We start from the raw sequence: 22879 nt of genomic DNA on the forward strand, positions 1-22879 counted from the left end.
CTCAGCGGTACGAACCTATTGGAGCTATGCGTGATAGATACAAAACGCGGCCAGCCGCAGATCAGCTAGATCGCGTAGTCGACGACAACCGGCGCGTGATCGCTCCAGCGCTGCGCGTACGACGGGGCACGGTCGACAACGACGGGGCCGGCGAGCGATGCGAGCTCGGGAGTCGCGAGCTGGTAGTCGATCCGCCAACCCGCGTCGTTGTCGAACGCCCTGCCACGGTATGACCACCACGTGTACGGGCCGTCGACAGGTCCCGCGAAGTCGCGACCTACGTCGATCCAGCCGAGTTCGTCGCGTACGCGGTCGAGGTACGCGCGCTCTTCGGGCAAGAACCCGGACTTCTTCAGGTTGCCCTTCCAGTTCTTGATGTCGCGTTCGGTGTGACCGATGTTCAGGTCACCGACCACGAGCGCGTAGTCACTACGCTCGCGCAGGTCGCTCATCCGGGCGAGCATCGCGTCGAGGAAGCGATACTTCTCCTGCTGCAAAGGCGTTTCGGGCTCTCCGGTGTGTACGTACGCCGACGCGATGCTCAGGCGTTTGCCGCTCGGCAGCGCGATCTCCGACTCGGCCCAGCGTCCGGACTCGTCGAAGTGGGAGTCACCCACTCCGATGCGCGTACCCGACGGCGCGAGTCGGGTAGCCACCAGGACACCTGCGCGCCCCTTCACGGCCGCCTCCGTGTGTACGAGATGCCACTCGTCGCCGAGCAGGTCGCGCACGATCTCGTCGGGTGCGCGTACCTCTTGCAACGCGAGCACATCGGGCCGGCATGCATCGAGCCAGTCGGCCATGCCGCGGCGGTACGCAGCACGGATGCCGTTGACGTTGACGGAAGCGACTCTGACCACGCTCCGATGGTGTCAGCCGGTCTCGTCGCCCCAGACGCCGGAGTCGGTGAACTTGTCGAGCAACGCGGTGTACGGCGCGATGTCGATGCCACGCTCGGCGAGCCATCCGTCGTCGTAGTAGGTATCGGCGTACCGATCACCACCGTCGCAGAGCAAGGTGACGATGCTGCCCTGCTGGTCCGCGGCGCGCATGGCCGAGAGCACACCGAGCACGCCCCAGATGTTGGTGCCCGTCGACGGGCCGACCGACCGGCCGGTGACGGTCGAACACCAGCGCATTGCGGCGATCGACGCAGCGTCGGGCACCCGCACCATCTCGTCGATCACGTCACCGACGAACGAGGGTTCGATCCGGGGTCGGCCGATCCCCTCGATGCGCGACGGGGTGCCGGTGGTCGAGTCGGAGCTGTCGCTCGCCCAGCCGTCGAGGAACGCAGAGTTCTCCGGATCGACGACGAGTACCTTCGTCGGCTGACAGCGGTATCTGATGTATCGACCGATGGTGGCAGACGTACCGCCCGTGCCCGCGCCGACGACGACCCAGGTCGGCACCGGATGCGGTTCATGGCTCAGCTGCTCGAAGATCGACTCGGCGATGTTGTTGTTGCCGCGCCAGTCGGTGGCCCGCTCGGCGTAGGTGAACTGGTCCATGTAATGGCCGCCGGAGTCGCGCGCAAGACGGCGCGCCTCGTCGTACACCTCAGACGCATTGTCGACGAGGTGGCAGCGGCCGCCGTGCCACTCGATCAGCTCGATCTTCGAGGCGCTGGTCGAACGCGGCATCACCGCGACGAACGGCAACCCGAGCAGACGCGCGAAGTACGCCTCGCTGACCGCCGTTGAACCGCTGGACGCCTCGACGATCGTCGTACCGGGGCCGATCCACCCGTTGCACAGCGCGTACAGGAACAGCGACCTGGCGAGCCGGTGCTTGAGGCTGCCGGTCGGATGCACAGACTCGTCCTTGAGGTACAGGTCCACGCCCGCCGGCCCCGGCAGCGGGAACCTGTGCAGATGAGTATCGGCGCTGCGATTGGCGTCAGCCTCGACCGCGCGTACTGCCCGATCTATCCAGCGCCGGTCGTCAGTCGACGTCTTCGGCACTGCGAGACTCCTCGAACCGCTGCGACATCCGCTCCGCGCGGTCTTGCACCCGACCCGCGAGCCGCTCGCGAAGCCTCCGCAGGAGCACGATCCCGGCGGCCGCAGAGATGACGAGGGCGATGAGCATCGTCCAGAGCACGTTGATGGAGTTCCACTCCAACCAGCTGAACGCCACCAGCCATGCGAGCCCGAACGCGGCCAGGAACAGGCCGAAGCGCGCGAGCGTGTACGCGACGAATGGGTTCATGACCAAAGGGTAGCCCCGATCGTCCCACGCACCGTTGGTGGGCGTCGGCAGCGAACCGGCAGCGAACCGACAGCACTGCGGGGTTGGCTTCGGACATGGGTGAGGAACGCACGAGAGGAACGGCGAGGCGGGCTCTACCGGCACTCCTACTCGCTGCGATGGTCCTTGCGGGATGCTTCGGCAGCGAACCCGATGAGTCGGCCGTGTCCGAAGAGATCGAGCAGCTCACCCCAATCCCACGGGTCCAGCCGTCAGCGGACGCCGTGCGTGCCGATCGCGATCCAGAAGCCGTCACGACCGCCCTGTGGCGGCTCGACGCGTGCCGCCTCGTCGCGGGCCCGGATGACCCCGTCGAACGGGAGTCGCCGCACATGTGCCGATTCGGACCACGAGGCGTGATGCGATTGGTGATCGGAGTGCGTCTGGAACCGGCGGACCGGTACGGGCTCATGCCGACCAATATCGCTGGCGCGAAGGCGTACGTGCTCCCCGCCAAGAGCATCAGGGGCTGCACAGGCTGGCTCCCGGTCAGCTTCACGGAAGCGATCGAGATCGACGGAGCCTGGGACGCTTCGGACTGTGGTCCCGTGCGCACAGCGCTACGGCGCACAGTCAAGACGATCCGAAACGGTAGTGGCCGACGCATCGACACCGAGCTCGGCGCCCTCGACACGTGCAGGCTGTTGCGACGCGGGTTCGACGCGGAAGACGGACATCTCCAGTATGTCTACGGCTCCAGCTCCGACGAGGGAATCGACACCTGTCGCGCAGTGTCGTCGAAGGCGTACGCAACAGCAGCCGCAGACCCGGTGACCCCGTGGACGGCGACACTTCGGGTCCACACCGGAACGGAGGAGTCGTTGGCCGTTCGCGGGACCCACCCGCGCGTCGACTCCCCCATAGACGGGCACCGAATCTACCGCGGAGAACCCTACTTCCCGCAGGCGTGCTCGCTATTGTGGGCCGAGTCATCGACGGTCCTGGAACTGCAGGCGCAGTCATGTCCGAACGCGCAGCGGGCCGCCCAGCGGGTTATAGAGGCACTCGACGATCCACCTGACCGGTCGTTGGAGCCCCAGCATCGTCTGCTCTACGGACGGAACGAGCCCGATCATGAGAGGCGTGGTGACTGCGTCGACTACATGCCGCTGATCTTCGGCCGCAAGTACCAGTGGGACACCGACCTGCCTCCCGGTCCGATGTGTCATCCGTACACGGACCCGGACGTACCGGCCGACGCTGCCGAGCAGGTCGTCGCCGCCGAGTCAGACCCGAACGTCACCTGCGCCATCGCTGTCGGCGCCGTACGCGAGGAGGTCACCGACCGACTTCGTCCGGCGACCCTGAGTCCGAGGAACTCGTCGGCTGGAAGAACGGACCCGATTCTCATAACTCAGAACCGCCCTCCGCTTCGAGCAAGACCATGCGTGTTCGTCGACCCCGAGAGACGGATTCAGGCGCAGGTCTACGTTTCCACGGATCCGTTGCCGGTCTCCCGTCACGAAGCGACGTTGATCCGTAACGGCACTGGCACCGTGCACACGGGGATCCTCGGGGCGTACGAGGCGGGCTACGCGGTCGGTCTCGGGGACGATCCGGCAGACAGTGGCTATGTCGCCGTACTCGTCGGTCATCGTGGTCGATGGTCAGACAGGATTCCCCACGGCGGACAACGAAAAGCGGCACGTCGGATCGCCGAGACGATCGCTGAGCAGCTTTCCTAGCCAGTGCCCGAATCAGAGGTTCTGACCCAATGCGCGCGCGAGCAACCCCGGGTCGACGTTGCCGCCGGAGACGATCGCGACGGTCGTGCCGCCCGGGAGGTCTCGGCTCCGCTCGACGTACGCGGCGGCAGCGACGGCTCCGGACGGCTCGGCCACGATCCGGGCACGTACGGCGATCTCTCGCATCGCAGCGCGGATCGCGTCTTCGCTGACTGTGACGACGTCGTCGACGTGGGCCTCGATGTGCGTCCAGTTCAGGTCGCCGACGGCGCCGCCGCGCAATCCGTCGGCGATCGTACGAGTGGTCAGGTCGGTCGACCAGTTCGCGCGGTCGCCAGCGGCGAAACCTTCGGCGAGGTCGCCCGCCAGCTCCGGCTCGACCCCGATCACGCGTACGTCCGGCCGACGGGATTTGACTGCAACGGCGATGCCGGAGATGAGCCCGCCGCCGCCGACCGGTACGAGCACAGTGGCGAGGTCGGGCAGCTGGTCGACGAGTTCGAGCCCGATCGTCCCCTGCCCGGCAATGATCCGCTCGTCGTCGAACGGCGGCACGACCGCGGCACCCGTACGCTCGGCGATCGCGGCACAGGTGGCGGCGCGGTCTTGGACCGGGACCATCACGATCTCAGCGCCCCACTCGCGCGTCGCGTCGACCTTCACCTGCGCGGCGCCCTCGGGCATGACCACCGTCGCGCGTACGCCGGCGACTCGCGCCGCGAACGCGACGGCCTGACCGTGGTTGCCGGACGAATGGGTCACGACACCGGCCGCGCGCTGCGCGTCGGTGAGGCCGGCGAGCGCATTGGTCGCACCGCGCAACTTGAACGCGCCGGTCGGCTGCAGGCATTCGGCCTTCGCCCACAGCGAGCCACGCCCATCCTTGGCCGCGACGGGCAGTACGGGCGTACGAAGGCAGGTGTCGGCGACTACTTTGGCGGCCGCCTCGATGGCATGGATATCGACGAGATTCACGCCACCAGCGTGCCAGGTGGGCGATCGCCGCTGAATCGATACCTGGTCATTGGGCGGGAGTTGGCCGCGCAGCATACTCTGGAGACGTGGGCAAGGCACTTCTCGTCATCGCGGTACTCGTGATGACGATCTTCGCGTTCTACGACGTGCTGGCGACTCCGCGGGGCGCCACACGCCGGCTGCCGAAGTGGGTCTGGGCAGTCGCCGCATTCGTGCCGGTCATCGGCCCGCTCCTGTGGTTCATCATCGGCCGCCCGCGGCGACGCCGCACCCCACCTCCGCGGCAACCGCGAAGGTCCGTCAGCGGTCCCGACGACGACCCCGACTTCCTACGCGATCTCAACCGCAACCCCGAAGACGTGCTCGAGGAGTGGGAGAAGGAGTACCGCCGCAAGCGGCGCGCCCACGGCGAAGATCCCGAGCGCTGACCTACTTGGCGTACGAGTGCAACCCGTCGACGAACAGGTTCACGCCGACGTAGTTGAACAGGAACGTCGCGAACGCCACCAGCGCGAGGATCGCGGCCGCCTTGCCCTTCCACCCGGCGGTCGCCCGCGCGTGCAGGTAGCAGGCGTACGCGACCCAGGTGATGAACGCCCAGACCTCCTTGGGATCCCAGCCCCACGCCCGGCCCCATGCGTGGTACGCCCAGATCGGGCCCGCGATGAGCGCCGCGAAGGTGTAGAGCGGGAAGGCGAACGCGTGGATGCGGTACGAGAGCCGGTCCATCTTCGCCGCCGCCGGCAACCGCCAGATGTAGCCGTCGCGGTCTTCGCCCTCGGGCGTACGCGCCTCCGCCCGCGCGCGGACGAGGTAAAGCACCGACAGCGCCGCACCGATGGCGAACGCTCCGGCCGAGATCATGGCGGCGACGACGTGCAGGACGAGCCAGTACGAGTCGAGCGCGGGCACCAGCGGGCCGGCGGGTACGTACACCAGCATCGACAGGCCGAGCACGATCACGCCGAACCCGGTGACGATGCCGCCCAGCCAGTTCAGGTCGGCGACCTTCACCATCACCAAGAACATCCCGAGGACGGCCGTGATGCCGGCCATCGAGAACTCGTACATGTTGCCCCACGGCGCGCGGAACTCACCGGAGGCGGCGATGCGGGTCGCGACACCGACGGCCAGTAACGCGAACGCCAGCACCGTCAGGGAGAGGCCGATCCGCGCCGCGACCTCGCGTCGGAACTCCGCATCGGAGTCGACCGCGGTCTCGCCGGCGGCGGCCGTGGTCGAGTCGACGCTGCCACCCGCGGCCGACACCAGCTCACGCTGCTCGGCGCGGCTGCGGCGCCGGGCACTCGTCACCTGTCGGGTGAGCGCCCACTCGACGATGTACGCCAGACACGCAAGGCCGAGTACGACCGTCGCCGACGCGACCGAGTAGTTCGAGAAGTTGGCGTACTGCTCGACGCTCATGCTGATGCGTCCTCCTGCTTTCCGGTTGACTCCTGCAGCTTCTCGACGAACGTGTCGAGCTCACCTGCGGGATCACCGCGCGGCACCCGGTCGAGCGCGGCGACCTCCACTACCGTACGCGACCCGCCGTCTGAGCCGTCGTCGAGACGGCGCACGCGCACCCACGTACGCCGGGGCCGTATGTACAGCGACAGCATCAGCCCGAGCAGCCCGATGACGACTCCGGTCAACGGCACGGTCTGGCCAGGGGTGTCGCTGATCTGGAACCGGGCGAACTCGCGGAGTCCGACGAACTCGATCGAGCCGTGCCCGCCGGGCAGATCCGCGACCTGTCCGAGCGAGAGGTTGACCCGGTAGGGCTGACCGTCCTTGCCTTTCAGCTGGGTCAGACCGTCCTTGTTCAGCGAGTACACCGACTGTGACTCGCCGGAGTCCATGCCGAGGTCGCCGTAGTAGACGAACAGCCCGAGGTTCGGGTTGACGGGTCCGGGGAAGATCGACACCGGCGCCTCCCCCTCGGCGAGGGTGGCCGCAGTCGGCAGGAAGAAGCCCTGGAAGCCGAGCTGCTCGGGTCGGGCCTCGGGCACCTTGATGACACCGGGCGACGTGTACGTGCCGTCCTCGGGCAGGAACGGTACGGGGCCGTCGAAGGTCACCTGTCCGTTGCCGTCGGTCACCTTGACGACGGGCGCGTAACCCTGGCCGACCAGGAAGACCGACGTGCCGTCGATATCGAGCGGGTGGTTGACGCTGACGTTGAACGGCTGCTCGTCACCGCCCGGCTCGGAGGTGTACGTACCCTCGGCCTCGAAGTGCTTCGGCGCTCCGCGCTGTGGCCCGTCGACCTGGAACTGCGCGTCGAGCTCGTCGAGGTGCAAGGTGAACGGCGGCATCTGGTCTTCGGTGAACGCCGCACCGGAGGAGATCTCGTCGTACTGCGTGATCGTATTCGAGAATCCGTTGCCCTCGGTGACGATCACGTTGCCGCGGTAGCCGTACAGCCCGCCGGCGGCGACGCCGATGAGCACCACAACGAGTGAGCAGTGGAAGATCAGGTTGCCCGCCTCGCGCAGGTAGCCGTTCTCGGCGCGCAGCTCGTCATCGACGACATCGATGCGAGCCCGCTTGCGCCGCAGGATCGTACGCGCGTGCTCGAGCACGTCCTGCGGATCCGTTGCCGTCTCGTACGTGCGGGACTCCGGCAGCCGGTCGAACCGCTTCGGCGCCTTGGGCGGCCGTGCCCGAAGCGCTCGCCAGTACACGCCGAGCCTGGGGACGATGCAGCCGAGCAGCGACACCATCAGCAGGATGTAGACGGCGGAGAACCACACCGACGTGTACACGTTGAACAGCCCGAGCTTGTCGTAGACGGGCGCGAGGTCGGGATGCTGCAGGAAGTAGCGTTCGACGGCCTGCCGGTCGACCGAGCGCTGCGGCACGAGCGAGCCCGGAATCGCGGCGAGGGCAAGGAGGAGCAGCAGCATCAGCGCGGTACGCATCGACGTCAGCTGCCGCCAGATCCAGCGGCCGAACTCGCGCGTCGTCATCGCCGGCGCGGGCGGCGTCTTCTTGGGTCGTTTCGTCTGGGTCGCCATCAGACCACCGTCGTCACGGTCGGGAACCACGAACGCATCTCGACCACCAGCCAGTCCCACCAGCCGGTGACGAGCGCGACCCCGACGAGGATCAGCAGGCCACCGCCGATGTAGGAGATGACGCGCTGGTGGCGGCGTACCCACCCGATCGCGCCCATGAAGCGACGGAAACCCACCGCCGCGAGAACAAACGGCACACCGAGGCCGAGGCAGTACGAAAGCGTCAGCAGTGCTCCCCTGCCGGCGCTCGCCTCGGACATCGACAGCCCGAGTACGGCCGCGAGGGTCGGCCCGAGGCATGGGGTCCAGCCGATACCGAACAGCGCACCGAGCACCGGAGCCGCCGCGAGTCCGACGGCGGGAACGGAGTGGATGCGGATGTCGCGCTGCAGGAACGGGATCCAGCCGATGAAGGCGATGCCGAGGATGATCACCAGGATGCCGACGACGATCGACACAGTGCGCTGGTGCTCCTCCAGCCGGAACCCGATGTTGCCGAACAACGCGCCGTACGACACGAAGACGACGGAGAAGCCCGCGACGAACAGCAGTGCGCCGAGCACCATCCGGCCGCGCCTACTCGACTCGAGGTCGGCCGCCGACAGGCCGGTCATGTACGAGAGGTAGCCGGGCAGCAGCGGTACGACGCACGGCGAGAAGAACGACACGAGCCCCGCGATCAGCGCGATCGGGATCGCCAACACGAGAGCGCCGGAGACGGCGGTCTCACCGAACCAGGTACCCACTACGAATCGGCCTGTACATCCTCGACGAGACCGATCAGGGTCGAAGCGGTCGTCTCACCGCGTACCTGCGCGGCCACCCGACCGTCGCCGTCGATGACCCAGGTCGTCGGCACCGCCGGCGCCGGCATCGAGTCGACGAAACGCAGCACCTGCTCGCCGTCGTAGTCCTGGATCGTCGGGAAGGTGAACCCGGCCTCCTGGGCGAACTGCACGTCCTGCGAGGGAGTGGTCTCACCGGCCTGACTCTTAGTGGCGAGCCCCAGGAACTGGACGTTCTTCGATGCGAGTCGTTTGGAGGCCTCAACGAGCTCGGGCGCTTCCTTACGGCACGGTCCGCACCATGAGCCCCATGCGTTCACCACGATCGTCTTACCGGCGAAGTCGTCGGTCGAGACGGGCTTGCCCTGCAGATCGTCGCCCTCGAGCGTCGGCGCATCCTCCCGGTCGGCGGCATCGACTCGGGTGATGGTGCCGTCGCCGCTGATGAATCCGGTGTCACCGCCCTCGGCGGTCGAGCAGCCGGCCACCACGACCAAGAGAGCCGCGGCAGCGCCGAGGCTGCCCATGCGCCGGTTGGGGTACTGCACCACGAACCGTCACGCACCTGCCGTGAAGCTGTCGGCGACCTTGCTCGTCAACAGGTCGCGCGCCGGCTCGTTGTACGTGAGGGAGACGATGCGCTCGCCGACGTATTCGACCGACGTGATGCTCGCGAGCGAGCACTGCCGGCGGCGCGGGTCGTGCGCGAAGCGGCGCCCCTCGATCGCCGTCCGCGCGGTCCAGACAGGTAGCTGATGGGACACGATCAGCGCCTCATGGCCTTCGGCCGCGTCTCGGGCGTCGGCCATCGCGGCGAGCATCCGCGCGGCGATCTCGGTGTACGGCTCACCCCATGACGGCCGCAACGGGTTGCGCAGCAGCCACCACGTACCAGGGTGGCGCAACGACCCGTCGCCGACACCGAACTTCTTGCCCTCGAACTGGTTGCCCGCCTCGATCACCCGGGTATCGGTGTTGACCTCGAGATCGAACGCCGCGGCAGACGGCTGAGCCGTCTCCTGCGCGCGCTCGAGCGGAGACGCGACGAGATGGGTGACGTCGGCCTTGCGTTCGACCAGCCACTCGGCCGCCCGGTCGGCCATCTGTCGGCCGAGGTCGGACAGGTGATAGCCGGGAAGTCGGCCGTACAGGACTCCGCGGGGGTTGAAGACCTCACCATGGCGCATCAGGTGCACAACAGTGCGGGCGGCGTTGTCTGTCACTGAACTTCCCCGGTCTCGTTTCGTACGTTAGCTGGTTGCGGATGCGGCGGCGCGGGCGGCCGCCGGGAGGGCGGCGGCGATCCGCTCGACCGCGTGGTCGTCGTGCGCGGCGGAGACGAACCACGCCTCGAACGCGCTCGGTGGCAGGTAGATGCCGGCGTCGAGCATCGCGTTGAAGAACGCCTTGTGCTGCTCGACGTGCTGCGCCTGCGCCTGCTCGAAGTTGACGACGGCATCCGTGCCGTCAACGAAGAAGATGCTGAAGAGGTTCCCGGCGGCCTGCGCGACATGCGGTACGCCGGCCTCGCTCAGCGCGTCGGATGCCAGCGAGCGTACGCGCGCTGCGACCGTGTCGAGATGGGCGTACACGTCATCGGTGGCCAGCCGAAGCGTGGTGTAGCCGGCCGTTGTCGCGATCGGATTGCCCGACAGAGTGCCCGCCTGGTAGACGGGGCCCTCGGGCGCCAGCTGGCTCATCAGATCGGCCCGACCGCCGAAAGCCGCGGCCGGGAAGCCGCCGCCCATCACCTTGCCGAACGTCATCAGATCGGGTCGCCAGCCCTCGGCGGCGCCGTCGAGGCCCCAGTGGCCGGACCGGCTGACGCGGAACCCGGTCATCACTTCATCGCTGATGAACAGCGCGCCGTGGCGGGTGCAGGTCTCGCTGACGAACTGGTTGAAGCCGGGCAGCGGTGGTACGGCGCCCATGTTGCCCGCGGCGGCCTCGGTGATCACGCAGGCGATCTGGTCACCGTGCTCGGCGAACGCCTTCTCGACGGCGCCGGTGTCGTTGTACGGGAGTACGAGCGTCTGCGCGGTGGAAGCATCGGGTACGCCCGGCGTACCCGGGAGACCGAAGGTGACGACACCCGAGCCGGCCGAGACGAGTAGCGAGTCGACGTGACCGTGGTAACAACCGGCGAACTTAACCACCAGGTCGCGCCCCGTACACCCGCGAGCAAGCCTGATCGCCGACATTGTGGCTTCAGTGCCGGACGAAACCAGGCGCACCGAGTCGACAGGAGTACGGGTGACGATCTCTTCGGCGAGCAGTACCTCCGGCTCGCTGGGCGTGCCGAACGACGTGCCCGCGGTCGCGACACGTTGCACGGCATCGATCACCTCCGGATGGGCGTGGCCGAGCAGCATCGGGCCCCACGACCCGACCAGGTCGACGTACTCGTTGCCGTCGACGTCGGTGAGGTACGCCCCGCGGCCGCTCGCCATGAACCGCGGTGTGCCGCCGACCGCTCGGAAGGCACGAACGGGCGAGTTCACGCCCCCGGGTGAGACCGCGCGGGCGCGCTGGAACAGTGCCGCGGAGGCAGGTACGTCGGAGCTCGAATCGGCGGTCACGAATCCATTGTCGCTGACCATGGAACCCATCGTTCGCGCGGCCCGTCGTACGCGATGTTGGGACCGCAGGCCACCCTGCGCGAGCAAAGTCAGCGGTCTCTTAACACAAGAGCCGATCCTGACATAGGGTGGGCCACGAAGACCGTCGGCTCGGGAGACGACGGCCGGACGAGGCGGGGAGTGAGAGCGCGTGAGGGACGCAGCCGTCAAGGCGCGACGCGGTGGTACCCACCGGTCCACCGGTGTTCGGTGGTGGCAAGCAGTGTCGGCCGTCGTGCCGATAACGCTCGTCGCGAGCGCCTGGGGCGTTGCGATCGCGGCAACACCGGGCTCGGACACCATCGACGCGAAGGTCGACAGCCACTCCGACCACGGCACGCCACCGATCAGCGATGTGCCGACTGACGCATTCACCAAGCCGAGCTTCGGCAAGGTCCAGAAACACCAGTCGAGCCTCGCGCCGCTTGCCAGTTTCAGCAAGAAGCAGGCAACCCCGATGGCTTTGAAGAGCTCGCCGCTTCCCTCGGCCGCGGTCAGCGCGTACCGCGATGCGGCGAAGGTGATGGCCAACGTCAAGTCGGCCTGCAAGCTCGACTGGACCCTCGTTGCCGCGATCGGGCGGGTCGAGTCCGACCACGGCCGGTACGGCGGCAGCACCCTCGACACCCGCGGCGACTCCAGCCCGGAGATCATCGGGATCCCCCTGAACGGGTCGAACAACACCGCGGCCATCCGCGACACCGACAACGGCCAGTTCGATGGCGATACGACCTGGGATCGCGCCGTCGGCCCGATGCAGTTCATCCCGTCGACCTGGAACCTCGTCGGCGTCGACGGCAACGGCGACGGCGTCAAGAGCCCGCACAACATCTACGACGCAGCGCTGGCCACCGCGGTCTATCTCTGCGCCGACAACGACGATCTCAGCACGAAGGACGGCGCCAGCGCTGCCGTCTACAGCTACAACCACTCCAACGAGTACGTCGCGAACGTGCTCGCGATCGCCGACCGTTACAAGGACGGCGATTTCACCGAGGAATCCACCGTCTACCTGCCGGACACACCGGACTCCGACGACGAACTGTTCGACCCCGATACGTACGACCCGGGGCCGAGCAACGACGATCAGGCAAACCAGGGCAACAACAGCAACCAGAGCGGCGGCGCCAGAAACCAGCTCGAGCCGAAGACCACCAAGCCCAAGAACGGCGACGGCGGCCCGCAGCAGCTCAAGCCGGTCGAAACCGGTGGCTCCGACCAGGACAACGGCCCCAAGAGCCAGAACGACGTCGGTGCCGCGCAGCCGGACAACGACAACGAGCTCAAGCCGCAGGTCAACGGCGGCGGCTCGATCGGTGGCGGCGCGATCGACGGTAAGCCGGGCAACGTCGACGGCACGAACAAACCGGACGATATTCAGGGCTTCGCCGACGACAAGTCCGGCTCTCAGCAGAACACGAAGCCGAACGGCCCCGGCGTCGACATCCGTCCGGAGCAGGTCGGCCCGAAGTCCAAGAACGGCACACACGCCAAGCCGAAGAAGGGCACGGTCGGCCAGGTCCAGACCAAACCGAAGAGCCAGTCCGAAAGCGGTCCGAAGCACAAGGCTCCGAAGCGGCCGAAGGGCGCGGTGACGATTCGGCCGAAGCAGGAGAACAGCGCGCCGAAGCACAAGGCTCCGAAGACGACGAAGCCGAAGACCACCGCCCCGAAGACCACCAAGCCCAAGACCACCGCCCCGAAGACGACCAAGCCCAAGACCACCGCACCCAAGACGACCAAGCCCAAGACCACCGCACCCAAGACGACCAAGCCCAAGACCACCGCCCCGAAGACCACCAAGCCCAAGGCGGTCAAGCCCAAGAACTCCGCCGCGGTGACCGAGGCGTGCACGGTCGGCAGCGAGGAGATCCAGGAAGCGGGCAACACGCTGACCGACAAGCAGTCGGCAGCGCTGGTCTCGGACTGTGTCGACAACTCCCAGGTGGTCTGGTCGGAGCCGAGCGACGACCCGGTACTCGAGTGGATGGAAGACCAGGTCGCAGAGCTCTGACCGGGATCGCATGACGCACAACGCAGGGTCACATTGATCCTCTGAACCGATAGCGTTCTGCGCATGCCCCGCCATGTTTCTTCGCCTGCGATGCTGTCCTGGTGGCAGCGGATCGCGATCGGCCTTCCGGTGCTCCTACTCGCCGGTGTCGTGGCGGTCGCGCTCACCAGCGATGACCGCGGGTCGACGTCACGATCCGAGGTCGACACCGCCGGCGCTGCGGTGTCAATGCCGCCGGTTCCTGCAGTCGACGCCAAGGCGGAGACCACGCCCCGGCAGGTCGGCGGTGGGGCCGCACCGGCGCCAACACGTACCGGGGTCGAGACCGACGACGGAGCCGACGACAGCACCGGCCGAAACAACGACCAGGCCGAGCAGGACGACAAGTCGGGCAACGGCGACCCGGGGCCGAAGACCGACGGCGGCGACGGCGGATCGGATGAGCAGCACAACACCGACACCGGCGGGAACGGCGACGATAACAACAACGACGCGAGCAACAACGGCGGCGATGGCGACAACGACGACAAGTCGGATGGGCCGGAGCAGAACGACCCCGTCACCACCGATCCGAACACGGTGGATCTCGACGAGGCACTCGCCGCCTGCCGGTCGGCGCTCGGCAGCGGCAACGTCGACGCATCGGTCCTGCAGACCTGCGCCAACGCCCTCATCGGTACGCCCGTCGAGCAGCTTCAGGCCAACGTCGCGAGCTTCGTCGACAGCCTCGGGTGTCTGCTCCCCTACCTCTGTCGCAACTGACGACAGCGGCTCGCGCAGCAGAGGTCAGCGCAAGCGACGCGCGTACTCACTCGCCCAGTAGGTGAGGATGACGTCGGCGCCCGCTCGCCTGATGGACACCAGCGTCTCCTCGATCGCCCGGTCGCGCTCGATCCAACCGCTGGCGGCCGCGGCCTCGACCATGGCGTACTCACCGGAGATGTTGTAAGCGGCGACCGGGACGTTCACCTGCGCACGTACGCGCGCGACGACGTCGAGGTAGCTCATCGCCGGTTTGACCATGACGAGGTCGGCGCCCTCCTCGATGTCGAGCAACGTCTCGCGGATCGACTCTCGCGCGTTGGCGGGGTTCTGCTGGTACGTCGTGCGGTCACCTTGCAGCGACGAGTCGACCGCCTCCCGGAACGGTCCGAAGAACGCCGACGAGTACTTCACGGCGTACGCGAGGATCGAAGTGTCGATGTGCCCGGCGGCGTCGAGCGCGCGCCGAACGACACCGACCTGGCCGTCCATCATGCCGCTCGGACCGACCATGTGGACGCCGGCCTCCGCGTGGGCGACGCCCATCTTGGCGTACAGGTCGAGGGTGGCGTCGTTGTCGACGCGACCCCGCGAGTCAAGCACCCCGCAGTGGCCGTGATCGGTGAACTCATCGAGGCAGAGGTCGGACATCACGACCAGCGCATCGCCGACCTCGGCGACCGCATCGGCGATCGCGACGTTGAGGATGCCACCGGGGTCGAGCGCTCCCGATCCGGTCGCATCCTTACGCTCGGGCAGGCCGAAGAGCATCACCCCGCCGAGCCCGAGCTCGGCCGCCTCGGCGATCGCCCGCCGGGCGGTGTCGCGCGTGTGTTGCACGACCCCGGGCATGCTCTGGATCGGCGTTGGTTCGCTGCGTCCCTCGGCGACGAACATCGGCAGCACCAGGTTGCGCGGCTCGACCGATGTCTCCGCGACCAGGTTTCGTACGGCCGCTGAGGTACGCAGCCGACGCGGACGATCCTGTGGGAACACGGCGTCCTCCGAACCCGCTACCGGCTACGGCGGCGCGATGCGCCCTTGCGCTGCGACGGCTTCGTCACCGGGTCTCCGGCCTCGATCATCGCGAGGCGACGAGCGGCTCCGAAGTCGGCGAGTGCATCGGCGAGCACCTCGACGGACGGCTTCTCGGCCATCACGTCGACCCGCAGGCCGTGCTCCTCGGCGGTCTTGGCCGTTGCCGGGCCGATGCAGGCGATGATCGTGCTCGCATGCGGTTTGCCGGCGATGCCGACCAGGTTGCGGACCGTCGACGACGAGGTGAAGACGACGGCGTCGAACTTGCCAGTCTTGATCGCCTCGCGAGTCGGCGCGGGCGGCGGGGCGGCACGCACGGTTCGGTACGCCGTGACGTCGTCGACCTCCCAGCCCAGCTCGATCAGCCCGGCGACGAGCTGCTCGGTCGCGATGTCGGCGCGTGGCAGGAACACCCGGTTGATCGGGTCGAGCACATCGTCGTACGGCGGCCAGTCCTCGAGTAGACCGCGGGCGGACTGCTCGCCGGTGGGAATGCGGTCGGGGCGGATTCCCCAGGTCTCGATCGCCTCGGCCGTCTTGTCGCCGACCGCTGCGATCTTCAGCCCGGAGAAGGCGCGTGCATCGAGGCCGTACTCCTCGAACTTCTCGCGTACGGCGCGGACCGCGTTGACGCTGGTGAAGACGATCCACTCGTAGCGGCCCTCGACCAGGCCGCGGATCGCCTTGTCCATCTGCTGCGGGTTGCGCGGCGGCTCGACCGAGATGGTCGGCACTCCCTCGGAGACGGCGCCGTAGCCGTGCAGCCGCTGCGAAAGGCTCTCGGCCTGCTCCTTGGTGCGGGGTACGAGGATGCGCCAGCCGAACAGCGGCTTGGTCTCGAACCAGGACAGGGTCTCGCGCAGGTCGACGGTGTCGCCGATCACTGTGACGGCCGACGACGAGATCGACATCTTGCGAGTGTCTGCGGCGACGGTGGCCAGCGTCGAGACGATCGTCGACTGTGCGGTGGTCGTACCGACCTGGGTGATCGCGATCGGGGTCTCGCCCGATCGACCCGCCTCGACCAGCGCGTCGGCGACATCGGCCAAATGGTCGGCGGCCGAGAGCAGCACCAGCGTCTGGTCACCGGCGTACTGCTCCCAGTTGACCCGCGACTCGCCGACGCGCACCACCGACACCTCGCGCTTGGTACGCGTCGTCAGGGGTACGCCCGCGTACGCGGGTACGGCGGTGACGGGCGACAGACCGGGAACGATCTCGAAGGAGATATCGGCCTTGCTGCAGGCGATCGCCTCCTCGGGACCCGTTGCGTAGGTGAACGGGTCGCCGGCGAGCAGCCGGACGACGTTCTTACCCGACTTCGCATGCCGGACGACGAGGCGGCCGCGGATCGACGGGGTCAGCGGAGCACCCTCGTCGTTGGTGCCGCCGTCGATGATCTCGGCGCCTTCGGGCGCGAGCGAGGCGTGCTCGGGAAGCTCGGTGATGACGATGTCGGCGGCCGCCAGCAGCGCGGCCGCGCGTACCGTCAGCAGGCTCGCGTCACCCGGACCTGCGCCGACGAAGCTCACATGCCCGATCGGCCTCGCCACCTTGGGCTCACTCGGTTTCTCGGTGGCGGCCGAACGCTTGCGCGACGACGTCTTCTGCGTCGACCGCACGTCCTTCGACTTCGTCTTCGTGCCGGTCGCGGCGCTCTTCGTACGCGCGGTCGGCTTGGTCACGGTGGTGGTAGTCACAGAGTTCTTCTTCCTGGTCTGCCGTTGGCGTGCAGTCATCGGGCGACCTCCGCGATGAGCGAGGTCGCACCCTCGGCGAGCATCTCGGCAGCGAGACGCTCCCCCAATCCGGCGGCATCGCCGGGTTTACCGGTGGCGGACAATCGGATCGTCGGCGCACCGGACACGGCACCGACGACCGCTCTCAGCCAGAGCTCGTCACCGTCGTCGCCGATGGCGACCTCGGCGAGAGCTCCAACAGGGGCAGAACACCCAGCCTCGAGGTGAGCGAGGAGAGAGCGTTCTGCAGTGACGGCGGCTCGGGTGAAGCCGTCGTCGAGGTGCTCGTTGAGCAGCGCGTACGTCGCGGCATCGTCTGCGCGACATTCACATGCCAGAGCACCTTGCCCGGGTGCGGGCAACATCTGAAGTGGATCGAGAACCTCGGTCGCCTCTTCGGCACGGCCGATGCGAAGCAGCCCTGCCCGCGCGAGGACGACCGCATCGACCTCGCCGTCGCGCACCTTGCGGATCCGGGTGTCGACGTTGCCGCGGAGTCCGGTGACGGTGACACCGAGGCCGAGCGCGTTGAGCTGCGACTCGCGGCGCGGCGATCCGGTCGCGACGACCGAGCCCCGCGGCAGCTCGCCGAGGGTGAGCCAGTCGCGGGCGATGAGAACATCGCGCGGGTCCTCGCGCACTGGGATCGCAGCCAGCGAGATGCGCGGATCGGGCGTTGTCGGGAGGTCCTTCAGGGAGTGGACCGCGATGTCGATCCTGCCGTCGAGCAACGCGTCGCGCAGCGCCGAGATGAAGACACCCTGACCGCCGAAGCTGGTCAACGGCGCGCGGTTGACATCGCCCTCGGTCTTCACCGGCACCAGCTCGGTACGTAGACCGGTGGCCGCTTCGAACCGCTCGGCGATCTGACGCGACTGTGCCGTGGCGAGCGTACTCGCGCGAGTGCCGACGCGAAGTGTGTCGGTCATCGGGGGTCACCGTCCTCGGTTTGCAGGTCGACCCGGGTCACGGCGTCGACCGCTGCCTGGTCGAGGGAGAACAGCTCGGCGAGCGCATCGGCGTACGTGAGCCCGTCGGGCTGACCTGCTAGCTCCTTGATGCGCACGGTCGGCGCGTGCAGCAGCTTGTCGGCCACCCGACGTACGGTCTGGGAGAGCTCGCGGAACGTCTCGGCGTCGAGATCGGAGCGGCGAGCCGCGAGTCGTTCGAGCTCGGCGTCGACTACCTCGGTGGCCATCGTGCGCAGGGCCACGACGGTCGGCGTCACCCGCGCGGCATTACGCGCGGACAGGAAGGCCGAAACCTCGTTCTTCACGATGCCGCGGACGCCCGCGACGTCTTCGGCGACCGGCGCGTCGGCCAGTGACTCCGCCAGCTCGGCGAGACCGATGACGGTGACGCCCGGCAGCGCCGCAACGCCTTCTTCCACGTCGCGCGGGAGGGCGAGGTCGACGATCACGTAGGGGCGTTCGGTGCCGCGTCGGGCGAGCGCGTCGGCGACGTCGTCGACCCCGATCACGGTGCCGGTAGCACCGGTGCCGGACACGACGATGTCGGCATTCGCCAGCTCTGTCGGGAGATCCGCCAACGCGGCCGCTCGGCCGCCGACGCTCTCGGCGAGCCGCTCCGCGCGATCGGCCGTGCGGTTGACGACGACGATCTCGCGCGCGCCGCGACGCGATGCGATCGCCACGGTCAGACCCGACATCGCGCCGGCTCCCACGACGAGAACGCGTGCATCGGCAAGTGCCGTCGAGGTCGCCTCGACGCGGTCGAGCGCGGACGACACGACGGACGGGCCGGCTTGGTCGATGCCGGTCTCGGCATGACCTCGCTTGCCGACGCGCAATGCCTGCTGGAACAGCACGTTGAGCTCGGTGCCGACCGTGCCCAGCTCCTGGCCGCGCTGCAGCGCAACGCGTACCTGCCCGAGGATCTGGCTCTCGCCGACGACCATCGAATCGAGCCCGGAGGCGACTGCGAACAGATGCGCGACCGCTGCGTCGTCGTAGTGCACGTACAGGTTGGACACGATGTCTTCGCGAGCCATATCTGCCTGATCGGCAAGCAGGGTTGAGACATCGTCGACGCTGCCATGGAACCGGTCGACAGATACGTACATCTCGATGCGGTTGCAGGTGGAGACGACGAGCGCCTCGCCGACGTGTGCGGTGTCGATCGCGAGCCGGTGCAGCTTCGCGATCGCGGCCTCGTCGAGGGTGAGCCGCTCGAGGGTCGAAACGGGCGCAGTGTGGTGGGAGACACCGACCACGAGAACGCTCACAGCTGACCCACCTCCTGCGTCGTCTTGCGCTGCTCGTGGTACGCGAGGATCTGCAGCTCGGTGGACAGGTCGACCTTGCGTACCTCTACGTTGTCGGGCACCGACAACACGGTCGGCGCGAAGTTCAAGATGCTCGTGACACCCGATTTGACGAGCCGGTCGGCCACCTCTTGTGCGGCGCCGCCTGGCGTGGAGATGACGCCGATCGAGATGCGCAGCTCGCTGATGAGCCGGGGTAGGTCGTCGACGGAATCGATGATGAGCTCACCGTGCCGCTCGCCGACCCGAGCCGGATCGCCGTCGACGAGCGCGACGATGCGGAACCCCCTCGAGGTGAAGCCGCCGTACTTCGACAGCGCCTGGCCGAGGTTTCCGATACCGATGATGACGACCCGCCAGTCTTGGGTGAGGCCGATCTCGCGAGCGATCTGGTAGCGGAGGTACTCGACGTCGTAGCCGACACCGCGCGTACCGTAAGAGCCCAGGTAGGAGAGGTCCTTGCGCAGCTTCGCGGAGTTCACACCCGCGGCGCTCGCGAGTTCCTGCGACGACGACGTCTCGATGCCGCGATCGGCGAGCGCGGTCAGCGCCCGCAGGTACACCGGCAGCCGTGCCACGGTGGCATCGGGTATGCCACGAGCGCCACGGGCGTCAGCCGATACGGGCGTAGGAAGGTCGCCCGAGCCGGCGGGGCCCGTTGGGGTGCGCATGTCCGTCACTAGTTCTCCTGCCGCACGCCTGCCGAACCCGTGCCATTTGGCGCGATAGAGGCGGCGGTCCGTCTACTCTAGGAGTTTGTGAACGTGAGAACAAAATCGAGCCAACGGATCGTCCGATATCCGTGACCCAGGTCACTCGGGGAGTCAGGTGCGACCGAGCGCCTTCCGCAACCGTGCCGGATCGACCCGCCAGAAATCGTGCTGTCGGCCGTCTACGAACGTCACCGGAATCTGCTCGCCGTACGTACGCATCGCCTCGGCGTCGGCGGAGATATCGCTTTCGCTCCAGCCGACGCCGAGCTCGCTGCACACCGATTCGATGATCGCGACGGCGTTCTCGCACAGATGACAGCCCGGTTTGGTCAGTACCTCGACCCTCGGCTGCTCGGTCACGACAACCCCAACGACTCGCGTCTGGCCTGCGCCCGAAGACGACCCTTCGCCACCTTGCCGTTGGCCGAATGCGGTAGATCGGTCGTGACGGTGATGTGCTTGGGCCACTTGAACCTGGCCAGCCGCGACTCGCAATGCGACCGGACGACGTCGACGAGGTCCGATACGTTCGCCCGCTGCTCGGCAGGTACGACGAAAGCCTGTACCGCCTCGCCCGACTCGGGGTCGGGTACGCCGATCACGGCCGCCTCGGAGATCTCGGGGAGCTCGACCATGACGTCCTCGACCTCGGACGGGTACACGTTGAAACCGGAGACGATCACCAGCTCGCGCAACCGGTCGACGAGGGAGAGATCACCGTCGCGGTCGAGCACGCCGACGTCTCCGGTCGCGTACCAGCCGTCGGGCTGTGGGCCTTCCCGGCCGTCGGGCCAGTAGCCGGAGAACAGGTTGGGTCCGCGTACCCAGATCTCACCCGGATCGCCGGAGTGTGCGTCGCGACCCGACCCGTCGATCACCCGCAGCTCGAGACCGGGTAGGGGCGCACCGACCGATCCCGCCTTCGGTGACCCATCGGATTCGCGGCCGCGGGCGGTGAGCGTCGAGGTGATGACGGGTGCCGCCTCGGTCAGGCCGTAGCCCTGTTCGATTGCGACACCGCTGGACTCGACGAACAGCTCGGTGAGGTCCTGATCGAGCGCGGCCGCCCCGGACAGCACCAACTGCACATCCGCGAGCTTCTCGCGCAGGTCATCTCGGCCGGCCCATGCGGCCACGACGGGCGGCGCAATCGGGATGTTCGTGACGCCGTGCCGGGACACGACCTCGAGGGTCTTCTCGTGGTCGAACCGGTCTACCAGCACGAGACGGGCACCGGTACGCAAGACCTGGCCGAGTACGACGTTGAGTCCGTAGATGTGGAACAACGGCAACAGGCCGAGCACGATGTCCTTGGAGGTCATCGGCTGCGGCTCGATCCGCCCGACCTGCTCGATGTCGGCGAGCAGCGCCCGGTGGCTCAGCATCACGCCTCGCGGGTTGCCGCTCGTACCCGAGGTGTACAGGAGCGCGGCCAGCGTCTCGGGATCACTCGGGCTCGCGATCTGCGTGGCGGGTGCAGCGTCAAGGTACGACTCGAACGCCGTCTCATTGACGTCGGCGTACCCGCCGACGACCACGATCGTCGGAACACTCGCTCGCGAGCGCAGCCCCACATCGGCGGTGTCGAGCGCGGCGGCGAGCCCCCCGACGGCTGCGCGCACGCTGTCGACCGTCACCTCATCGCAGACGACGACTCGCGTGCCGGAGTCGGCGATCATCCGCATGAGTTCGCCAGTGGCCGACCACGGGTTCATCGGAACGACGACATGACCCCCGCGAAGCGCCCCGAGATAGGTCGCCACGAATTCGATCCGATTCGTCATCGCCAGCGCGACTCGATGCCCCGCCACGAGGCCGCTGCCGGCGAATGCCCGGGCGACCGATGTCGCCAGGTCGTCGAGCTCGCCCCAGGTCTTCGTACGTCCTTCCCCGAAGGACTCGATGAGGGCCAGGTCGTCGGTGCCGACCTGCGCGCGTTCGCTCGCCAACGCGCTCACATTCACCGTGGGGATCGTCACTCGTCGAGTCTGTCACAGTGAGTATTGGCGTCAGGCCGAGCCCTTGAGCCATAGGGATTCGGAGAACGCGCCGCCTCCCGGCTACGGCCAGCCGATACCCTCGAACCGTGGTCACACGTCGTCGTAACCTCCGCGCGCGATCGGTGCTGGCCGGCGAGGCCGCAGCGGCATCCGCCGAGGTCGAGGCGGCGCTCGATCTCGAGCCCGACCCGCAGGCCGCCGCCTTCTTCGACGTCGACAACACGATCATGCAGGGCGCTTCGATCTTCTATCTGATGCGTGGCCTGTACCGCCGGGAGTTCTTCCGTACGCGCGACATCACCCGAGCGGCATGGCAGCAGGCGTACTTCCGCATCGTCGGCTCCGAAGACCCCGACCACATCGAACAGGCCCGATCATCGGCCCTTGCCTTCATCGCGGGCCACAGCGTCGAGGAGCTGGAGACACTCGGCGCCGAGATCTTCGAGGAGGCGATGGCGCATCGCATCTGGCCGGGTACGAAGGCCCTCGCCCAACAGCACCTCGACCACGGTCAGCGGGTCTGGCTGGTGACGGCCGCTCCCGTCGAGATCGCCGACATCATCGCGTCTCGCCTCGGCCTCACCGGCGCGCTCGGGACAGTCGCAGAGCATGTCGACGGCATCTACACGGGCCGTCTCACCGGTGAGATGCTGCACGGCCCGGCGAAGGCCGAGGCCGTCATCGCTCTCGCGCGGCGAGAGGGCCTCGCCCTGGAACGCTGCTCGGCGTACTCCGACTCTGCCAACGACCTGCCGATGCTCTCCCTCGTCGGTGACCCGTGCGCGGTGAACCCGGATCGCAAACTGCTCAAGCATGCGCGTGCTCACGGCTGGCGCATTCGTGACTATCGGTCCGGCCGCCGGGCGGCGAAGGGGGCGTTCGTCAGCACCGCGACGGCCGGTGCGATCACCCTCGGCATCGCCGCCGGCCTTCGATTCAGACGGCGACGCGCCACCGCACGTCGAGATTGAAAACTTGAAATCCCCTGCTCACCTG

General features: G+C 67.8%; 22 protein-coding genes. 5 read left to right on the forward strand and 17 right to left on the reverse strand.

The window, feature by feature from the left end; translation table 11 throughout:
• Nucleotides 1-65: 65 nt before the first annotated feature.
• The 3 genes from MU582_19720 to MU582_19730 are packed head-to-tail and all read right to left on the reverse strand — an operon-like array spanning nucleotide 66 to nucleotide 2211.
• Nucleotides 66-860 (reverse strand): exodeoxyribonuclease III, encoded by a 795-nt coding sequence (locus MU582_19720; protein UPK74639.1) that lies wholly within the window; start codon nucleotides 858-860, stop codon nucleotides 66-68.
• Nucleotides 861-872: 12 nt separating this feature from the next.
• Nucleotides 873-1964 carry a PLP-dependent cysteine synthase family protein gene (locus tag MU582_19725; protein UPK74640.1) on the reverse strand — a complete coding sequence of 364 codons (1092 nt, stop codon included), beginning with the start codon at nucleotides 1962-1964 and terminating at the stop codon, nucleotides 873-875.
• On the reverse strand, nucleotides 1945-2211 hold the full coding sequence (locus tag MU582_19730) for a DUF4229 domain-containing protein (protein ID UPK74641.1): 267 nt from the start codon (nucleotides 2209-2211) through the stop codon (nucleotides 1945-1947). The genes MU582_19725 and MU582_19730 overlap by 20 nt, the downstream gene beginning before the upstream one ends.
• Before the next feature lie 95 nt (nucleotides 2212-2306).
• On the opposite strand from MU582_19730, the gene MU582_19735 reads away from it, so the two are divergent.
• Nucleotides 2307-3935, forward strand: a complete 1629-nt coding sequence (locus MU582_19735; GenBank protein ID UPK74642.1) for a hypothetical protein — start codon at nucleotides 2307-2309, stop codon at nucleotides 3933-3935.
• A gap of 12 nt (nucleotides 3936-3947) precedes the next feature.
• On the opposite strand, the gene MU582_19740 is transcribed toward MU582_19735, so the two are convergent.
• A complete protein-coding gene (locus MU582_19740; GenBank protein ID UPK74643.1) occupies nucleotides 3948-4910 on the reverse strand; it encodes a threonine/serine dehydratase in 963 nt (320 codons plus the stop codon).
• A gap of 86 nt (nucleotides 4911-4996) precedes the next feature.
• Between MU582_19740 and MU582_19745 the strand changes: the two genes are divergently transcribed.
• The gene (locus MU582_19745; GenBank protein ID UPK74644.1) at nucleotides 4997-5338 is read left to right on the forward strand and encodes a PLD nuclease N-terminal domain-containing protein; all 342 of its coding nucleotides are present in this window, start codon (nucleotides 4997-4999) and stop codon (nucleotides 5336-5338) included.
• Between the two features lies 1 nt (nucleotide 5339).
• Here the strand turns inward: MU582_19745 and ccsB are convergent, their stop codons facing one another.
• From ccsB to hemL, 6 genes are all read right to left on the reverse strand, one after another.
• Entirely contained in the window at nucleotides 5340-6335 is a 996-nt protein-coding gene (gene ccsB, locus MU582_19750; GenBank protein UPK74645.1) for a c-type cytochrome biogenesis protein CcsB, read from the reverse strand.
• Nucleotides 6332-7930: a cytochrome c biogenesis protein ResB gene (locus MU582_19755; protein UPK74646.1), complete on the reverse strand. Its 1599-nt coding sequence runs from the start codon at nucleotides 7928-7930 to the stop codon at nucleotides 6332-6334. Before MU582_19755 ends, ccsB begins: the two co-directional genes overlap by 4 nt.
• A complete protein-coding gene (locus MU582_19760; protein ID UPK74647.1) occupies nucleotides 7930-8676 on the reverse strand; it encodes a cytochrome c biogenesis protein CcdA in 747 nt (248 codons plus the stop codon). The genes MU582_19755 and MU582_19760 overlap by 1 nt, the downstream gene beginning before the upstream one ends.
• Nucleotides 8676-9266 carry a TlpA family protein disulfide reductase gene (locus MU582_19765; protein ID UPK74648.1) on the reverse strand — a complete coding sequence of 197 codons (591 nt, stop codon included), beginning with the start codon at nucleotides 9264-9266 and terminating at the stop codon, nucleotides 8676-8678. Before MU582_19765 ends, MU582_19760 begins: the two co-directional genes overlap by 1 nt.
• 6 nt (nucleotides 9267-9272) lie before the next feature.
• The gene (locus tag MU582_19770) at nucleotides 9273-9902 is read right to left on the reverse strand and encodes a histidine phosphatase family protein (protein UPK77205.1); all 630 of its coding nucleotides are present in this window, start codon (nucleotides 9900-9902) and stop codon (nucleotides 9273-9275) included.
• A gap of 63 nt (nucleotides 9903-9965) precedes the next feature.
• Nucleotides 9966-11315 (reverse strand): glutamate-1-semialdehyde 2,1-aminomutase, encoded by a 1350-nt coding sequence (gene hemL, locus MU582_19775; GenBank protein UPK74649.1) that lies wholly within the window; start codon nucleotides 11313-11315, stop codon nucleotides 9966-9968.
• A 241-nt stretch (nucleotides 11316-11556) separates the two neighbouring features.
• Here hemL and MU582_19780 point away from each other — a divergent pair, with 241 nt between their 5' ends.
• Together MU582_19780 and MU582_19785 are read left to right on the forward strand one after the other, a co-directional pair.
• Nucleotides 11557-13347: a lytic murein transglycosylase gene (locus MU582_19780; GenBank protein UPK74650.1), complete on the forward strand. Its 1791-nt coding sequence runs from the start codon at nucleotides 11557-11559 to the stop codon at nucleotides 13345-13347.
• A gap of 63 nt (nucleotides 13348-13410) precedes the next feature.
• Nucleotides 13411-14109 (forward strand): hypothetical protein, encoded by a 699-nt coding sequence (locus MU582_19785; GenBank protein UPK74651.1) that lies wholly within the window; start codon nucleotides 13411-13413, stop codon nucleotides 14107-14109.
• Between the two features lie 24 nt (nucleotides 14110-14133).
• On the opposite strand, the gene hemB is transcribed toward MU582_19785, so the two are convergent.
• The 7 genes from hemB to MU582_19820 all read right to left on the reverse strand — a co-directional run bounded on the left by hemB (nucleotide 14134) and on the right by MU582_19820 (nucleotide 21862).
• Nucleotides 14134-15105 (reverse strand): porphobilinogen synthase, encoded by a 972-nt coding sequence (hemB, locus tag MU582_19790; GenBank protein UPK74652.1) that lies wholly within the window; start codon nucleotides 15103-15105, stop codon nucleotides 14134-14136.
• A 17-nt stretch (nucleotides 15106-15122) separates the two neighbouring features.
• The gene (locus MU582_19795) at nucleotides 15123-16700 is read right to left on the reverse strand and encodes a uroporphyrinogen-III synthase (protein ID UPK77206.1); all 1578 of its coding nucleotides are present in this window, start codon (nucleotides 16698-16700) and stop codon (nucleotides 15123-15125) included.
• 182 nt (nucleotides 16701-16882) lie between these two features.
• A complete protein-coding gene (gene hemC, locus MU582_19800; protein UPK74653.1) occupies nucleotides 16883-17815 on the reverse strand; it encodes a hydroxymethylbilane synthase in 933 nt (310 codons plus the stop codon).
• A complete protein-coding gene (locus tag MU582_19805; GenBank protein ID UPK74654.1) occupies nucleotides 17812-19131 on the reverse strand; it encodes a glutamyl-tRNA reductase in 1320 nt (439 codons plus the stop codon). Before MU582_19805 ends, hemC begins: the two co-directional genes overlap by 4 nt.
• Nucleotides 19128-19841 (reverse strand): redox-sensing transcriptional repressor Rex, encoded by a 714-nt coding sequence (locus MU582_19810; protein ID UPK74655.1) that lies wholly within the window; start codon nucleotides 19839-19841, stop codon nucleotides 19128-19130. The genes MU582_19805 and MU582_19810 overlap by 4 nt, the downstream gene beginning before the upstream one ends.
• Nucleotides 19842-19994: 153 nt before the next feature.
• The gene (locus MU582_19815; GenBank protein ID UPK74656.1) at nucleotides 19995-20243 is read right to left on the reverse strand and encodes a glutaredoxin family protein; all 249 of its coding nucleotides are present in this window, start codon (nucleotides 20241-20243) and stop codon (nucleotides 19995-19997) included.
• Nucleotides 20240-21862, reverse strand: a complete 1623-nt coding sequence (locus MU582_19820; GenBank protein ID UPK74657.1) for an AMP-binding protein — start codon at nucleotides 21860-21862, stop codon at nucleotides 20240-20242. The genes MU582_19815 and MU582_19820 overlap by 4 nt, the downstream gene beginning before the upstream one ends.
• Before the next feature lie 107 nt (nucleotides 21863-21969).
• Between MU582_19820 and MU582_19825 the strand changes: the two genes are divergently transcribed.
• Nucleotides 21970-22854, forward strand: a complete 885-nt coding sequence (locus MU582_19825) for an HAD family phosphatase (GenBank protein UPK74658.1) — start codon at nucleotides 21970-21972, stop codon at nucleotides 22852-22854.
• The last annotated feature ends 25 nt before the right edge of the window (nucleotides 22855-22879 follow it).

The sequence above is a fragment of the Nocardioidaceae bacterium SCSIO 66511 genome (genome assembly GCA_023100825.1).
Classification (GTDB): domain Bacteria; phylum Actinomycetota; class Actinomycetes; order Propionibacteriales; family Nocardioidaceae; genus Solicola.

Bases quoted from the DNA above. Each gene is read 5' to 3' on its own strand.
- MU582_19730 (UPK74641.1), bottom strand. From the start codon at position 2,211: ATGAACCCATTCGTCGCGTACACGCTCGCGCGCTTCGGCCTGTTCCTG.
- MU582_19735 (UPK74642.1), top strand. From the start codon at position 2,307: ATGGGTGAGGAACGCACGAGAGGAACGGCGAGGCGGGCTCTACCGGCA.
- ccsB (UPK74645.1), bottom strand. From the start codon at position 6,335: ATGAGCGTCGAGCAGTACGCCAACTTCTCGAACTACTCGGTCGCGTCG.
- MU582_19755 (UPK74646.1), bottom strand. From the start codon at position 7,930: ATGGCGACCCAGACGAAACGACCCAAGAAGACGCCGCCCGCGCCGGCG.
- MU582_19770 (UPK77205.1), bottom strand. From the start codon at position 9,902: ATGCGCCATGGTGAGGTCTTCAACCCCCGCGGAGTCCTGTACGGCCGA.
- hemL (UPK74649.1), bottom strand. From the start codon at position 11,315: ATGGTCAGCGACAATGGATTCGTGACCGCCGATTCGAGCTCCGACGTA.
- MU582_19785 (UPK74651.1), top strand. From the start codon at position 13,411: ATGCCCCGCCATGTTTCTTCGCCTGCGATGCTGTCCTGGTGGCAGCGG.
- hemC (UPK74653.1), bottom strand. From the start codon at position 17,815: ATGACCGACACACTTCGCGTCGGCACTCGCGCGAGTACGCTCGCCACG.
- MU582_19810 (UPK74655.1), bottom strand. From the start codon at position 19,841: ATGCGCACCCCAACGGGCCCCGCCGGCTCGGGCGACCTTCCTACGCCC.